The 13,511-nt window shown below is 55.1% G+C and carries 16 protein-coding genes; 9 read left to right on the top strand and 7 right to left on the bottom strand.

Annotated elements, in window-relative coordinates:
- Positions 1 to 28: 28 nt before the first annotated feature.
- Positions 29 to 1,219, bottom strand: a complete 1,191-nt coding sequence (locus K1718_RS02200) for a glycosyltransferase family 4 protein (protein WP_265679886.1) — start codon at positions 1,217 to 1,219, stop codon at positions 29 to 31.
- Between the two features lie 84 nt (positions 1,220 to 1,303).
- Here K1718_RS02200 and K1718_RS02195 point away from each other — a divergent pair, with 84 nt between their 5' ends.
- Complete coding sequence (locus tag K1718_RS02195; RefSeq protein WP_265679887.1) at positions 1,304 to 2,077, top strand: alpha/beta hydrolase; 774 nt, start codon at positions 1,304 to 1,306, stop codon at positions 2,075 to 2,077.
- A 7-nt stretch (positions 2,078 to 2,084) separates the two neighbouring features.
- On the opposite strand, the gene K1718_RS02190 is transcribed toward K1718_RS02195, so the two are convergent.
- Positions 2,085 to 2,726, bottom strand: a complete 642-nt coding sequence (locus K1718_RS02190) for a DNA-3-methyladenine glycosylase family protein (protein WP_265682422.1) — start codon at positions 2,724 to 2,726, stop codon at positions 2,085 to 2,087.
- A gap of 100 nt (positions 2,727 to 2,826) precedes the next feature.
- Here K1718_RS02190 and gluQRS point away from each other — a divergent pair, with 100 nt between their 5' ends.
- Positions 2,827 to 3,711 carry a tRNA glutamyl-Q(34) synthetase GluQRS gene (gene gluQRS, locus K1718_RS02185; protein WP_265679888.1) on the top strand — a complete coding sequence of 295 codons (885 nt, stop codon included), beginning with the start codon at positions 2,827 to 2,829 and terminating at the stop codon, positions 3,709 to 3,711.
- Here gluQRS and K1718_RS02180 read toward each other — a convergent pair.
- Positions 3,708 to 4,676, bottom strand: coding sequence for an AEC family transporter (locus K1718_RS02180; RefSeq protein WP_265679889.1), 969 nt, complete (start codon positions 4,674 to 4,676; stop codon positions 3,708 to 3,710). The genes gluQRS and K1718_RS02180 overlap by 4 nt on opposite strands.
- 189 nt (positions 4,677 to 4,865) lie before the next feature.
- Between K1718_RS02180 and K1718_RS02175 the strand changes: the two genes are divergently transcribed.
- Positions 4,866 to 6,014 carry an ATP-binding response regulator gene (locus K1718_RS02175; protein ID WP_265679890.1) on the top strand — a complete coding sequence of 383 codons (1,149 nt, stop codon included), beginning with the start codon at positions 4,866 to 4,868 and terminating at the stop codon, positions 6,012 to 6,014.
- Here the strand turns inward: K1718_RS02175 and K1718_RS02170 are convergent.
- Positions 6,011 to 6,676 (bottom strand): 2-hydroxychromene-2-carboxylate isomerase, encoded by a 666-nt coding sequence (locus K1718_RS02170; RefSeq protein WP_335343015.1) that lies wholly within the window; start codon positions 6,674 to 6,676, stop codon positions 6,011 to 6,013. The two genes, K1718_RS02175 and K1718_RS02170, sit on opposite strands and share 4 nt — an antisense overlap.
- Before the next feature lie 84 nt (positions 6,677 to 6,760).
- Between K1718_RS02170 and K1718_RS02165 the strand changes: the two genes are divergently transcribed.
- Positions 6,761 to 7,618 (top strand): phosphatase PAP2 family protein, encoded by an 858-nt coding sequence (locus K1718_RS02165; RefSeq protein ID WP_152499186.1) that lies wholly within the window; start codon positions 6,761 to 6,763, stop codon positions 7,616 to 7,618.
- 27 nt (positions 7,619 to 7,645) lie between these two features.
- Here the strand turns inward: K1718_RS02165 and K1718_RS02160 are convergent, their stop codons facing one another.
- Together K1718_RS02160 and K1718_RS02155 are read right to left on the bottom strand one after the other, a co-directional pair.
- Positions 7,646 to 7,936 (bottom strand): hypothetical protein, encoded by a 291-nt coding sequence (locus tag K1718_RS02160; protein ID WP_265679891.1) that lies wholly within the window; start codon positions 7,934 to 7,936, stop codon positions 7,646 to 7,648.
- Between the two features lie 63 nt (positions 7,937 to 7,999).
- Complete coding sequence (locus K1718_RS02155; protein WP_247649322.1) at positions 8,000 to 8,461, bottom strand: low molecular weight protein-tyrosine-phosphatase; 462 nt, start codon at positions 8,459 to 8,461, stop codon at positions 8,000 to 8,002.
- A 165-nt stretch (positions 8,462 to 8,626) separates the two neighbouring features.
- Here K1718_RS02155 and K1718_RS02150 point away from each other — a divergent pair, with 165 nt between their 5' ends.
- On the top strand, positions 8,627 to 8,923 hold the full coding sequence (locus K1718_RS02150; RefSeq protein WP_152499185.1) for a 4a-hydroxytetrahydrobiopterin dehydratase: 297 nt from the start codon (positions 8,627 to 8,629) through the stop codon (positions 8,921 to 8,923).
- Positions 8,924 to 9,040: 117 nt separating this feature from the next.
- Entirely contained in the window at positions 9,041 to 10,366 is a 1,326-nt protein-coding gene (locus K1718_RS02145) for an FAD-dependent oxidoreductase (protein ID WP_285806056.1), read from the top strand.
- Positions 10,367 to 10,409: 43 nt separating this feature from the next.
- Here the strand turns inward: K1718_RS02145 and K1718_RS02140 are convergent, their stop codons facing one another.
- Positions 10,410 to 10,637: a sulfurtransferase TusA family protein gene (locus K1718_RS02140; RefSeq protein WP_152499183.1), complete on the bottom strand. Its 228-nt coding sequence runs from the start codon at positions 10,635 to 10,637 to the stop codon at positions 10,410 to 10,412.
- Between the two features lie 150 nt (positions 10,638 to 10,787).
- On the opposite strand from K1718_RS02140, the gene K1718_RS02135 reads away from it, so the two are divergent.
- The 3 genes from K1718_RS02135 to K1718_RS02125 all read left to right on the top strand — a co-directional run bounded on the left by K1718_RS02135 (position 10,788) and on the right by K1718_RS02125 (position 13,461).
- Positions 10,788 to 11,339, top strand: a complete 552-nt coding sequence (locus K1718_RS02135; protein ID WP_152499182.1) for a DUF924 family protein — start codon at positions 10,788 to 10,790, stop codon at positions 11,337 to 11,339.
- Positions 11,340 to 11,767: 428 nt separating this feature from the next.
- Positions 11,768 to 12,106 (top strand): P-II family nitrogen regulator, encoded by a 339-nt coding sequence (locus K1718_RS02130; RefSeq protein ID WP_173005836.1) that lies wholly within the window; start codon positions 11,768 to 11,770, stop codon positions 12,104 to 12,106.
- A gap of 20 nt (positions 12,107 to 12,126) precedes the next feature.
- Positions 12,127 to 13,461 (top strand): ammonium transporter, encoded by a 1,335-nt coding sequence (locus K1718_RS02125; RefSeq protein WP_152499180.1) that lies wholly within the window; start codon positions 12,127 to 12,129, stop codon positions 13,459 to 13,461.
- Positions 13,462 to 13,511: the final 50 nt, after the last annotated feature.

Raw genomic sequence — 13,511 nt, 5'->3', positions numbered from 1 at the left:
TCTTCTTGGCACTCAGACCGAACTGATCTCAGCCTGCATTGGAGCGACGGGTCAAGAGCCCTTCATAGACCGCAAGCGTTCTGGCGCACATCGTTTCGACTGTGAAGTTTTGTTGCACATGAGCAAGTGCGCGGCTTGTCAGGTCTCTTTTTGATTTTTCATCCATTAGCAACGCCGACCTTATGGCATCAGCCAGAGCCTGAGGATCACTTGCGGTAACCCGCCATCCTGTTCGTTGAGAACCCGGAACATCCGGTGGCGCTAGCACCGTTTCCGGCACCGCTCCCAGATTGGAAACAATCACCGGCACCGACGCGGCCTGCGCCTCCACGGCAGCACGGCCAAAGGCTTCCGGCTCGACAGAGGCAACCACCGCAAGGTCCGACAGTGCCATCGCTGCCGGTACATCGGCACAATGACCCACAAGCCTCACCCGATCATGAAGGCCAAGACCTGCAATCTGATTTTTCAACTCGGCAACATATCCGTCGCGCCCTTGCGCATCGCCGGCCAAAATCGCAATCGGTTCGCTCAAGCCATCATCTTTCAGAAGCGCCATCGCCTCGATCAGAACGGACTGTCCCTTCCACGCCGTCAGACGAGCCATGTTCATGATGATCGGATGGCCGTTTGGAATCCCCCAGCTGTCTTTAAGTGCCTGTTGACGCAACGCACTGACATTATCCGGATCCAGGCTCTTCAGGTCCGACCCCCGCGGGATAATGGCGATGCGGGATTTGGCAAAGGGATGTCGTTTGCCAATCAGTTTGGCAATGAATTCAGAATTGGCGATCACGGCATCACCGCGCGCCATCACGGAATTGTAGTATGCCTTTAGTGCATTCGATTGATTGTAGGTGCCGTGGTAAGTGGTCACAAATGGGACATTCGTGCGTCTCGCTGCCCTCAGCGCCGACCAGGCAGGAGCTCTGCTTCTTGCGTGAATGAGATCCACACCACGTTCTGAAATGAGAGTCGCGAGCCGTTTGGTATTTTTCCAGAGAGTCACCGGGTTCTTGGACTTCACCGGAAGCACGATATGCTCGGCTCCGAAGGACTCCAGCTCCGGCACCAACTGACCGCCCTGGCTAACGACCAACGCCTGAGCGCCGTCTTCAACAATCGCCCGTGCAACATCGAGTGTCGTGCGTTCGGCTCCGCCCGAATTCAGGTCCGGGATCACTTGCAAAACAGTCGAGGCCGGGGGCAGGGGCGGCAATTGAGGCCTCCAAAGTGCTTTTCAAGGCGGGATGTGTGTGCCAAAGGCAGAGTAGAAGAAATAGACTATGTTGAGAGCCTTAATATGGGTGCGCAAGAACCGCAATTCATCTCGGTCGGAAAAAACGACTCTTTGCGGAAGATCGCGGTTTTGAAAGACGCCGGAGAAGCGCCCGGTCTTTTTTGGCTGTCCGGCTTCAAATCCGACATGTCCGGCACGAAGGCCGAAGCGCTTGCTGCTCACGGTGAAAGTCTTGGCAAGCAGGTGGTCCGGTTTGACTATTCCGGTCACGGACAATCCGGCGGCAAATTTGAAGACGCCTGTGTTTCGGATTGGCTGGAAGAGGCAACAGCCGTTTTCGACAGCTCTGCAGACAAGGAAACAGTTCTGGTCGGCTCCTCTATGGGTGGCTGGATTGCTCTTCTGCTTGCATTGAAACGAAAGGAAACTGGCAAAATCAAGGGACTGGTTCTGATCGCTCCTGCTATCGACTTCACCGAGGAGCTGATGTGGAAACAGCGGTTTACCGACGAGATTCGGGAAACCATCCTCACCAGCGGACGCTGGTCCCAACCGTCGGCTTACGACGACAGCCCATATGTAATCACACGCAAACTGATCGAAGACGGACGCCTGCACCTGCTTTTCGACAAGCCGCTTTTTCTTGGGTGTCCGATCACAATTCTGCAGGGTGCTGAGGATCCCGACGTACCACGACAACACGCCGAACGTCTTGTCGATGCATTGCCGCAGGATGACGTGACATTGTCCGTCGTTCCTGACGGAGACCATCGTCTGTCCAGACCAGAAGACATCGACTTGCTGCTAAGATCGGTCGACGCATTGATCGGCAGCTGAGACGACCTCAAACAGGCATGGTTTCCCGGCCCTGCTTCTGAACTCGATACCAGGCCCAGAAGAGACGCGCAGCCACGCCACGATGTGGCGACCAGGCTGACGCAATCTCATCGAGCTGCTTGGGATCCGGCTTTTCCTTCAGCTCAAGCGCATCACGAACCGCAATCTGAAGCGCAAGATCACCGCTTGGAAAAATGTCAGGATGGCCGGCACAAAAAAGCAGGAAAATATCTGCCGTCCAGCGGCCAATACCCTTGATCGAACACAGCTGGGCATGTGCCTCGTCGGCAGGCGCCTCGGCCAGTTGAGTGAGGTCCAGGCCGGATTGGCAAGCCTCTGAAACGGCGCGTAGCGTACGGATCTTCGGTCTCGATAGCCCAGCGCCTGCAAGATCTTCGTCCGAAAAGGCCTTCAGGCGATCTGAAGTCAGTGGCTGCACGAGCGTTTGCAATCGCGCAAATATTGCGGCAGCGCTCGCAACGGAAACCTGCTGACCAGTGATGATTTGGGCAAGGCCTTCAAAGTCAGCAGCCCTGCGCCGCAGCGGAAGTTCACCCGCGGCCAAGGCGATCGTTGAAAGCCTTGGATCAAGGGTTTCCAGTCCACGCAGGCCTGCCTCGATATCATCTGATGTGGCAATCGGTTTCATGATCGGTGTGATAGCTTCAGCAGATTTGCATGACAGACAGGGAATGGTAGGTAGGACTTGAACGACCAACTCCAATCCGTCAACCCGGCTCACCACCTTCATGTCCCGACCCGCCTTCCGGTTTGCCCCTTCGCCCAACGGACATCTGCACCTCGGGCATGCCCTGTCCGCACTCTTGAATGTCAGAGCTGCCAACGCGTTGAACGGACGTTTTCTGCTTAGATTGGAAGATATCGACCTGACGCGCTGCACGCCTGATCTGGAGCGGGAAATGCTCGAAGATCTCGACTGGTTGGGTGTACCGCTGGAAGAGCCTTTGCTTCGCCAGTCGCAGGCATTCGAGCACTACCGCAAAGCTCTTGAACAGCTCCAGGACCTCGGACTTGTTTATGCCGCCTACCTGACGCGCGCAGAAATCCGGACATTTGTCGCCGACTACGAGACCAACGGCAGGATCTGGCCGCGTGATCCGGACGGCGCACCTATCTATCCGGGAGACCATGCCGTTTTGACCGAGCGGGAACGCAAGGCCAGGGCCTCGAGCGACGCTCCCTTTGCTTTGCGCCTGAATATGGCAGACGCTCTTTCGAAAATTGGCAAGCCACTAAGCTGGCAGGAAGGCGGTTCAGAGGGCAAAGCGCTGTTCCAGCCCGATCAGCAGATTGCGGTCGAGGCAGCGGCCTGGGGAGATGTGGTTCTCGCCCGCAAGGACACGCCGACGAGCTATCATCTGTCCGTGGTGGTTGACGATGCGCGCCAGGGCATTACAGACGTTTTACGAGGAAAGGACCTCTATCACGCGACCAGTGTGCATCGGGTCTTGCAGGAATTGCTGGACCTGCCGCAACCGCGCTATCGTCATCATCGTCTGATTTTGGGAGCCGACGGCCGCAAATTGTCGAAATCCAGCAAAGACACGAGCCTCAGATCTTTGCGCGAATTGGGCATGACACACGCCGAATTGCGACGGCGGCTCGAGCTCTAGCTCAACTTGAACCAGATTTCCAAAAAACCGATCCAGAGGCTGGTCGTCACGATGGCGCATAATGTGGTCATGGTAATCGCATTTGCCGACATGGCGTGACCGGTTCCGTATCGGTTCGCGAATATATACGCGTTAATGCCCGTTGGGCATCCGGCCGTCAAAGTTGCAACAGCCGTCCAGAGCGGAGGCAACTGAAAGACAAACGCGCTGACAGCAAAGACCACGCCCGGCATGATGAGGATCTTGATCACGCTGAGCAGAACGCCCGGAAGCACATTGCCACGCATGCCGTATTGAACAAGGCTCATGCCGAGAGACAACAGCGCAAGTGGCAGCGCCGTAGCAGCAATCCTGTTCAGAACATCCTGCCCGATGTCCGGCAGGTCAAAGCCGGTCAGCCGCCAGAAAAAGGCGAGTACGATGGTAACGACAATGGGATTTTTCATCAGGCTCTTCAGTGCGCCTGAAAGCAACCGGCCGAGCGGAGGCAAAGGCTCGCCGCTGTCAATCGCTGCAGCACGCTCCATGACAATGGCCATCGCCACCGTCATGATTGCCAAGTGAACCGAAATCACCAAAAGAAGAGGCACCAGGCCCTCGTCGCCGTAAACAGCTGCCACCAGAGGCAACCCGACAAGAACGGTATTGGCAAATGCAGCGGATATTCCGCCAATCGCTCCGGCGCGGGCATCTCGTCCGAAGCCCTTCCGAATAACCAGGGTTCCAAGCGCCCAGGCAACACCGACACCAACGAAATAGGCGGCCCAAAGCTCAAAAGGAAACCCTGCCGACAAGTCCGCATTTGTCAAAGTACGGAAAATCAGGATGGGAATGGCAACGACGTAGACGAATTGACCCAGTGCCTCGCTGACGGTTTGAGCAAGAACCTTGAAACGGGCAAGTGCATAACCGATCCCGATGAGCAGGAAAACCGGAGCAACAATGGCAAAGTTTTGAGCAAGCATGAAACACTGCGCCGCAAAAGCGCTTTTCAACCGGGTTTGGTGGCAGAACAGTTGACGAAACAGCCGGTCCTGAAGGACCGGATGGACAGCGATGTGCCCGCAAGGTAAGCACGAATGTAGTCAGATTGGCTTTTCCCCGATGGTTCGGCAAGCCCTTTTGGCGTGAAACTGGCGAAGGACATGGGCTTCATGGCAAATCATGATGAAGATGGCGCGAAGATTGCGCTTCTGGCCCACGATCTCAGAACCCCGCTTGCGGCCATGCGGCTGACGGCTGAAATGATCGGTGAGGGGTCTCTGGACGTTGCCCAGGCAGAGCAACTGTCGGTCCTGATACGCTCCATTGATGCCCTGACGCAGCTCACCGGCGATCTCCTGAATGCTGGGGAACAGGTTGAGGAAACCCTTTCGTCCCACTATCGGATTTCCGAAATCATGCTTGAGGTGACCGATCTCTTTCGCCCGGTTGCTGAGGCAAGAAGCCTGACACTTGATGTTGTCTGTGAAGAAGACGTAAGGGGAAAAATGATCCGCAAAGGTGGGTCGCTCCGCCGAGTGCTCACATCGCTGCTGGACAACGCCGTCAAATACACGGACGCCGGAGGCATCATCGTCGAACTGTCGGCCATGACACCGGAAGAAACCTCAGCTTCGCTTGGCGACGACGAATACTGGGTCAGTCTTTCAATTACGGACACCGGACCTGGGATAGATCCCGACGAAAGAGACCGTCTCTTCAGGCCCTTTGTTCGGGGCCGTCATGGCAAGGCTTCTGCTCCCGGCACCGGTCTCGGACTCTGGGGTACCGCAGAACTCGTGAGAGAAATGAAGGGACGGCTCAGACTGGCTCAGCCCAAAAGTGGCGGAAGCTGCTTTGAAGTGCAGATCCCGCTGGAAACACAAGATGCAATCGAACGGTTGACGGATCCGGCACCCTCATCTGGCACGGAACCCGTTGCATCGCGTCCCGGCATGACGCTGCACGTCCTGGTGGTCGACGACAACGAAACCAATTGCAGGCTTCTAGCCGCTCTGCTTGAGTCCTTCGGGATGTCATGCGACATCGCGCATTCCGGTGAACAGGCCATCGGGCTGGTTCAAAAAGAAATATATGACGCTGCACTTCTGGATCTGCACATGCCCGGCATGAGTGGCCTCGAAACGGCAGAAGAGCTGCGCAACCTAGAACAAGGCAGCGAGCTCCCGCTCATTGCAGTCACCGCTGCACTCGAGTCTATTGGCGATCAACGCTTGCGACAGGCAGGTTTTCAGGAAGTCTTGACCAAACCGCTGTCCCCGGCCTTGCTTTACAAAGCCCTTGAACACGCAAATTCTTAAGCGCTCGCCCTAACGGTTTCCAATGCCTGCTCAAGGCGATCATCGCCCCAAAAGAGGGCACCGTTCGGAGCAACAAAACTGGGGGCACCGAAAATTCCAAGCTTCTCAGCTTCGCTCACTGCAGCACGCAGTCCGATTTTCGTTTCTGGCGAAACCGCATCAGCCAGTGCCTGCTTGGCCGGTGCGCCAACCTCAATGAGAAGATCGGCCATCAGGGCTTCGTCCTCAATCTCCAACCCTTGCCCGAATTCTGCAATATAGACCGCCCGGCTAAATGCTCCGATCCACGGCTGATCCCGGCCGGCAAACGCGATCCTTGCCGCCAAAAGCCCATTTTGCGGAAAGGGACTGGGCATCTGGAATGGCAAACCGTATCGCTCACACTGGCGCTCCATGTCGCACCACATGTAGCGGCCCTTTGCCGGCTGAAGGTTGAAAGGGGATGTATTCCAGCCTTGTTTTTTGAAGATAGGCCCAAGCAAAAAAGGCCTCCAGGCGACGCTGACACCGAAATCAGCGGCAAGCGCTTCGATGCGCATGGCTGTGAGATAACTATAGGTCGAAGCGAATTCGTACCAGAATTCGACAACCGGTTCGCGATCCTGCCTCAATGGGACGATATTCGAGCTTGAATCTTGATCTGCCGGATCGTCACTTTGCAATATATTCAACTCCAAAAACACCTTTGCCGACCCTCCCGGCAAGGAAGGATTGGACAGGCCTGCAGGATGCGCTAAAGAGCAGCCATGGAACGAGACAGCCACCCCAACCATAGTCAGAAGTCTGGACTGCGAAAAGCCGGTAACTGGTGCGTTGCCCACCCGATAGCTTTGGTATGCGCATATGTTGTTGTTGTTTCTCTGTTTTTTCTGGCATTCCCGGGCATTGATCTAAAGGTCAGCAATCTCTTCTTTTTCGGCGAAGCCGGTTTTGCGGCTCAAAACGAGCCCTTCCTGCGGGACGTCAGGCATCTTGGACCTTTCCTGGTGAAGGTCATTGCCGTTGTCTGCGTGCTCATTCTGGTGATCAAGCTGGTAGTGCCTGGACGCCCACCTATTCTGCCCCTGCGCAAGCCGGTCTTTCTTTTAACGACATTGATCCTGGGACCGGGCATCCTGGTCAACGCGATCCTGAAGGACAATTGGGGACGCCCACGCCCGCGCTCAGTTGAAGAGTTTGGCGGAGATCTTCCCTTTCAACCTGTCTGGAAGATGACCGACTACTGCGACAAAAACTGTTCTTTTGTTTCCGGAGAAGCCTCGGCAAGCATTTGGCTTGTCTCGGTCGCATTTCTGGTTCCCGCGAGCTGGCGCAGGGCGGTGCTCGCATTTGTTCTGCCACTTTGCCTCATCCTGTCGGCGAACCGTGTTGCATTTGGCGGTCATTTTTTCTCCGACACCCTGATTTCCTGGGGCTTGACGTTCTTGCTGATCCTGATCGTCTACCACTTGCTCTACATAAAAGAACCGCCCCTTTTCACCGATAGGGGTCTGGACGAGTGGTTCACTGTAAAGGGCCGCAAGCTTCAACGCCTTGTTCGGCGTCTGCTGGTGCGATCGCGTCGGTCCTTGCGGGGTGCTGTTCGGATTTTCTCCGACCGATAGACGCGTCTTCCGAAAAATACAGTCACATCACTTGCGCGGTCTGGTGCGCTTTAAAATGCGCGCAAAGCGCAGGGGCGAGCGGTCCTCCACCCAACTGATTGCATCATTTATCTGAGGAGTTTTTCGCCTTCGATTGCGCAGCATGCGGGCGGCGCTTCGGCTGGTGCCGACAATCACGATCATCCCCAGCGCAAGCAGCGGAACACCCGTTGGTACAGGCAACCAGACAGTTGCCAGGCCGAACAGAATGCAAATCGCGGCCAGTGACCACCAGAAGACTTTCATGAACCAACCATGGAGTGCAATCTCGACGATCACCCATAGCGCAATTTCTGAGACGGATTTATGAACCCTGAGACCGGGAGCCTGAATTTTATGCGGTCACGAGTGCTGCTCCGTCAATGTGCCCAAAAGCCGTTGTCCACCCGCCCTGATCAATCGATAAACATTTTCAAAACTGTCTGACCCGCCGCAATATGGGTCGGGAACTTCCTGCACCGGATCGTCGAGCAACAGCCGGATATGGGCCGTCCCACCATTGCTCCAGCTGTTCAGTTTGGTCAGGTTGCTTCGATCCATGGCAACAATTGTGTCAAAACGGTCGAAGTCAGCATCTTCTACCTGGCGCGCTTTTTGGCCGGAAATATCTACGCCATATTTCGCGGCGATCTCGATTGATCGCGGGTCCGGCGGGTCACCAATGTGCCACGCTCCCGTTCCGGCGGAATCAATTTCAAATTCACCACTTCGCCCCGCATCGAAAACAAGGCTCCGAAACACACCCTCAGCAAGGGGCGAGCGGCAGATATTTCCAAGACAAACGAAAAGAACACTTTGGACCAACAGGCGCCTCCCATATCTATTTGTCCACCGTGCGGACTTGTGCACAGAATTGCAAATGGCTCTATCAGAAACGCAGCACATGCCGGTCCTGTTTGAGTTCGCCTTCACCCTTTCATTTCATTTGAGTAGACTGCCAACTGAGTGTTGGCTGAGCAGGAGAGGCAAATGGTTGAACGATTGAAACCTGAAGATCGGGCGGCCGGGCTTCAAGACCTGCCGGGCTGGCACCTTTGTGACGGTCGCGAGGCAATCACCAGGACTTTCAGATTCCGGGACTTCACCGAGGCGTTCGGGTTCATGACACAGGTAGCGCTGATTGCAGAAAAGATGAATCATCATCCGGAATGGTCCAATGTCTATCGCACGGTCGAGATAACGCTGGCAACGCATGATGTTGGCGGTTTGAGTAGCCTCGATCTGAAGTTGGCTGGTTCCATCGACAAGATTGCCGGTGACGCCTAGTCCGAAAACGGCAGGTTCAATTGTTCGACAATTTCAAATTAAGAAACAATGACCTGATTGATTGTCTGATCTCAACATGCTGACCCGCCTGGATCAATGAGGCTGAATGAATTGGCTTTGGGCGACACAAGAAGTCCTGGAGATCTTTCGACCGATGTTCTCGTCATTGGCGGTGGAACAGCTGGTTTCGGGGCTGCGGTTGCAGCCGGCAGGCAAGGCCTTTCTGTCAGCCTGATTGAGTCAAGCAACAAGATTGGCGGCGTGATGGCTTTCTGCCCCGGAATGCCCTGGGGCGCGGCCTATCCATGCGGCGTGAGTATTGGCGGCTTGATGGAGGAATTGGCCAATCGACTGTTTGAAATGGATCCACCTGCTGCCGAAAAACGGCCTTGCACGCTTGAGAACTTCGGCCACGAAATTCAGTACGATCACGATATCGCAACGCTGACCATGTTCGAGATGCTCGAGGAAGCCGGTGTTGATGTACACCTGAACACTACCGCCTTAGCACCGCGAATGGTGAGTCAAAAAATCGCTGCCGTGGAGTGCTTCAATCGGCACGGCGGTTACACGATTGTTGCGGGCATCGTCATCGATTGTTCAGGGGACGGTGACATTTCGGCTAAAGCGGGCGTTCCATATGCACTGGGCGACAGGCAGGGCAACATGATGGGTGTCACGCTGACTTTCCAGATGATTGGTGTCGATCAGGATGCCGTTTTTGCCGAAGGCGATCCATATTTCGAACGGTTTGCGGCCAGGGGAATTGCAGAAGGACGATTGCATGAGGATCTTGCAAAACTCTATCTGATGCGGGGATTTCACGCGGACACGGTTTTTTGCAATTCCGTTGTTATCCGCGGTGTTGATGGAACTGATGCCGGTGCCGTCAACCGGGCCACGCTTGAAGGCAGGCGCAGATGTCGTCAACTCGCGCAATTCCTGAGAGAGGATGTCCCTGGATTTGAAAGCGCAAGATTGATGTATCTCGGCCCAACGGTCGGGGTTCGCGAGACGCGAAAGCTCGAAGGTCAGTATCGGGTGACAGGCGACGACCTTGCAAACGCCACCAAGTTTTTGGACGGTGTCGTCTGCTGCGACAATCCTGTCGATGACGTCATGCGCGGAAACGGCGCCATGACCCACGACGCAGTTGTAGGAGAGGGTGCCTACTACACAATCCCGTTTCGATCACTTGTTCCCAAAAACATTGAAAATCTGATGTTCGCAGGCAGGATTGTTTCTGCTGATGCCGTCGCATTTGCATCGGTTCGCGGCATGCCTCAGTGTGTTGCAATGGGCCAGGCAGCGGGGACTGCAGCCGCAATGGCGCTGAGAAACGAACAGACCATTCAGGAAATCGACAGTGACGACCTCATCGCCGCGCTTAAGGAGCAAGGGGTGAATGGTTTGCGCGGAGAACGATTGAAGGACAATTGTTAGGCTGAGGTTGCGATCTTTGCTGTCATAAATCGTGCCCCAAGTGTCAGCCACCTTTCGCAAGCTGGAACCTGTGGCCTCCCTCCAGCTTTTCGGCCGCCAGCAACTCGTGACCATTTTCCTGGCAAAAATGCGGGATGTCTATTTCCGCCATCGGATCGGTCGTCAGCACCGTGAGTTGGTCGCCGGTATTCAGACGCGTCAATGCCTTTCTGGTCTTCAGCACTGGTAGCGGGCATTTCAATCCCTTTAGGTCAAGCAGCGTTTCCGTCACAGATTGATCCTATCCCTTGTCTTCAAATTCGACCTGACACTTGGCAGCAAGTCGCTAAGATAGTCACGCAAGTGGGAAATTGACAGTGTTCGCAGAAGATTAGATGCTGCCTGCACTATAGACTTAGACACGTTCGGAACAGGACAGACAATGACAAGCCGCGCAATTTCCGCACTGGATATTCTTGATTTCTGGTGGCGGGCCGGACCTTCAAAATGGTTCGCGAAAGACGACAAGTTTGACAAGTCCTGTAACGACCGGTTCCTGCCTGCGATTGAAGCCGCCAAGGAAGGCAAGCTCGACCATTGGGCAGAAACCGCAGACGGCACATTGGCTTTACTGCTGCTTCTAGATCAGATGTCGAGAAATGTTTACAGAGGTTCTCCCAAAGCCTTCGAAGCAGATGAAAAAGCCGTTTCAATCGCCGAATACGCCATCGCTCACGGCTTTGATCGTGCGTTCCCGATAGAGGCAAGAGGGTTTTTTTACCTGCCTTTTGAGCACTCGGAAGACATGAGGCATCAGGAGAAATCGGTCGATCTGTGTCGCAGGCTCGGTGACAAGGAACTTTATCATTACGCGTTGATACACATGGATGTCATACGCAGGTTTGGGCGGTTTCCCCATCGAAACAAGGTTCTTGGTCGAAAAAGCACCGAGGAAGAAGAAGCCTATCTGGCCGATGGAGGTTTTTCGGCCTGATCGCATTAACCTTGGTCGATATGCCATTGATTTTGAAGAAATGATCGGTCGAGCAGTCTGCCGTTTTTTTATGCGAGTGCTCGGCTCCGATTCAGAGTGATCAAAATTTAACCAGCGATTACATGTCTGCATAAAAAATATGCAGAAAAACTGCCTCCAAAGGCGTCATTGAATTTTTCCGTTAATTTTCATTTCCTCCCGCATTTCCTCAGAGTCCGCAGAAATCCGCGAAAAACAAGGTGAAAAGAGCAAGTTGGCACGGTCCTTGATTAAGAAAGGCCGACACCGACCCGACGCCATTCACTGTGGCCAGGCCAAAGACCTGAAAAGACCCTTCCAGAGGGGACATCAACCAGGCGGCAAGTTGGGGACGGTCGGCCGAGCTTCTTCGACGGGAAGGGGCACTAATAAGGGGAATGGAACGAGCAATGAAAATCGTGATGGCCATCATCAAGCCGTTCAAGCTCGACGAAGTGCGTGATGCCCTCACCGGCATCGGCATCCAGGGGCTGACGGTGACCGAAGTGAAAGGCTATGGCCGCCAAAAGGGGCACACCGAAATCTACCGCGGAACCGAATACGCAGTCAGCTTCTTGCCGAAGCTGAAGATCGAGGTCGCCGTGGATTCTGGCTCCGTCGACAAGGTCGTCGAAGTGATTTCAGGTGCAGCAAAGACCGGTCAGATCGGTGACGGCAAAATCTTTGTCCACTCGATCGATCAGGTCGTGCGCATCCGTACCGGCGAAACCGACGCCGAAGCTCTGTGATTTAGGTAAGGAAACGTAACATGAAAAATCTTGTCGCTAAGGGCGCGACGACGCTGACCGTGTTGAGCCTCATGGCTCTTCCGGCACTCGCCCAGGATACCGATGCGGCGGCAGCTCCGGCTGTATCGCCAGAAGTCGCCTACATCTTCAACACTCTGCTGTTCTTGATCGGTGGTTTCCTGGTCATGTGGATGGCAGCCGGCTTCGCCATGCTTGAAGCTGGGCTCGTTCGCTCCAAGAACGTCTCCATGCAGTGCCTGAAGAACATCTCGCTTTATTCCATCGCGGGCATCATGTTCTGGATTACGGGCTACAACCTTATGTACACCGGTGTTGACGGTGGCTTCATGGGTTCATTCGGTCCCTATTCCTTTGACGCTGTTGGCGGAGACGCGCTCGACACCGGCTATTCCACAGCATCTGACTGGTTCTTCCAGATGGTCTTCTGTGCGACCACGGCATCGATCGTTTCCGGTACACTTGCAGAGCGCATCAAGCTTTGGCCGTTCTTGATTTTCACTGTTGTTCTGACCGGCTTCATCTACCCGATCGCAGGGTCCTGGCAGTGGGGCGCAGGTTGGCTGTCCGAAATGGGCTTCTCCGACTTCGCTGGTTCCACGCTGGTTCACTCTGTCGGTGGCTGGGCTGCTCTTGCCGGTGCGATCATCCTTGGCGCACGTAAAGGCAAGTATGGTGCCGACGGCAGCGTTCACCCGCTTCCTGGATCTTCCATGCCTTTGGCAACACTGGGTACTTTCATCCTGTGGCTCGGCTGGTTTGGCTTTAACGGTGCATCCCAGCTTGCAATGGGTTCCATCGGTGATGTGTCCGACATCTCACGCATCTTCGCCAACACAAACATGGCTGCAGCCGCTGGCGTTGTCGTCGCCGTGATCCTGACTCAGGTTCTCTACAAGAAAGTCGATGTCACGATGGCCCTGAACGGCGCCCTTGCCGGTCTGGTATCCATCACCGCTGAGCCACTGGCACCAAGTGTTTGGCAGGCTGTCCTCATCGGTGGCGTCGGTGGTGCGATCGTTGTCTTCACGGTTCCGCTTCTCGACAAGCTGAAAATCGACGACGTCGTCGGCGCTATCCCGGTTCACCTGATTGCAGGTATCTGGGGCACGCTGATTGTTCCGCTTTCCAACGGTGATGCTTCCTGGGGCACGCAGATCGTCGGCATTGTTGCCTACGGCGCGTTCACTCTGATTGCTTCGGCTGTCTTCTGGTTCATCCTGAAAGCTGCCATGGGCATCCGGGTATCCGACGAGGAAGAAGCGCTTGGTCTCGACAAGGTTGAGGTTGGCGTGGAAGCCTATCCGGAATTCGGCACCGGTTCTCAGCGCCTCTAACAAGAAGCGCTGATACAAAATCTCCCAGGCGGTCTATTGGCTCAGACCGC

Origin of the sequence: Roseibium porphyridii (genome assembly GCF_026191725.2) — a bacterium.
Taxonomy (GTDB): domain Bacteria; phylum Pseudomonadota; class Alphaproteobacteria; order Rhizobiales; family Stappiaceae; genus Roseibium; species Roseibium porphyridii.
Note: the sequence above shows the minus strand (reverse complement) of the source record. Positions and strands in the feature narration are given on the sequence as shown.

Bases quoted from the DNA above. Each gene is read 5' to 3' on its own strand.
- K1718_RS02150 (WP_152499185.1), top strand. From the start codon at position 8,627: ATGGTTGAACGATTGAAACCTGAAGATCGGGCGGCCGGGCTTCAAGAC.
- K1718_RS02125 (WP_152499180.1), top strand. From the start codon at position 12,127: ATGAAAAATCTTGTCGCTAAGGGCGCGACGACGCTGACCGTGTTGAGC.
- K1718_RS02165 (WP_152499186.1), top strand. From the start codon at position 6,761: ATGGAACGAGACAGCCACCCCAACCATAGTCAGAAGTCTGGACTGCGA.
- K1718_RS02195 (WP_265679887.1), top strand. From the start codon at position 1,304: ATGGGTGCGCAAGAACCGCAATTCATCTCGGTCGGAAAAAACGACTCT.
- K1718_RS02130 (WP_173005836.1), top strand. From the start codon at position 11,768: ATGAAAATCGTGATGGCCATCATCAAGCCGTTCAAGCTCGACGAAGTG.
- K1718_RS02175 (WP_265679890.1), top strand. From the start codon at position 4,866: ATGGCAAATCATGATGAAGATGGCGCGAAGATTGCGCTTCTGGCCCAC.
- gluQRS (WP_265679888.1), top strand. From the start codon at position 2,827: ATGTCCCGACCCGCCTTCCGGTTTGCCCCTTCGCCCAACGGACATCTG.
- K1718_RS02135 (WP_152499182.1), top strand. From the start codon at position 10,788: ATGACAAGCCGCGCAATTTCCGCACTGGATATTCTTGATTTCTGGTGG.
- K1718_RS02190 (WP_265682422.1), bottom strand. From the start codon at position 2,726: ATGAAACCGATTGCCACATCAGATGATATCGAGGCAGGCCTGCGTGGA.
- K1718_RS02180 (WP_265679889.1), bottom strand. From the start codon at position 4,676: ATGCTTGCTCAAAACTTTGCCATTGTTGCTCCGGTTTTCCTGCTCATC.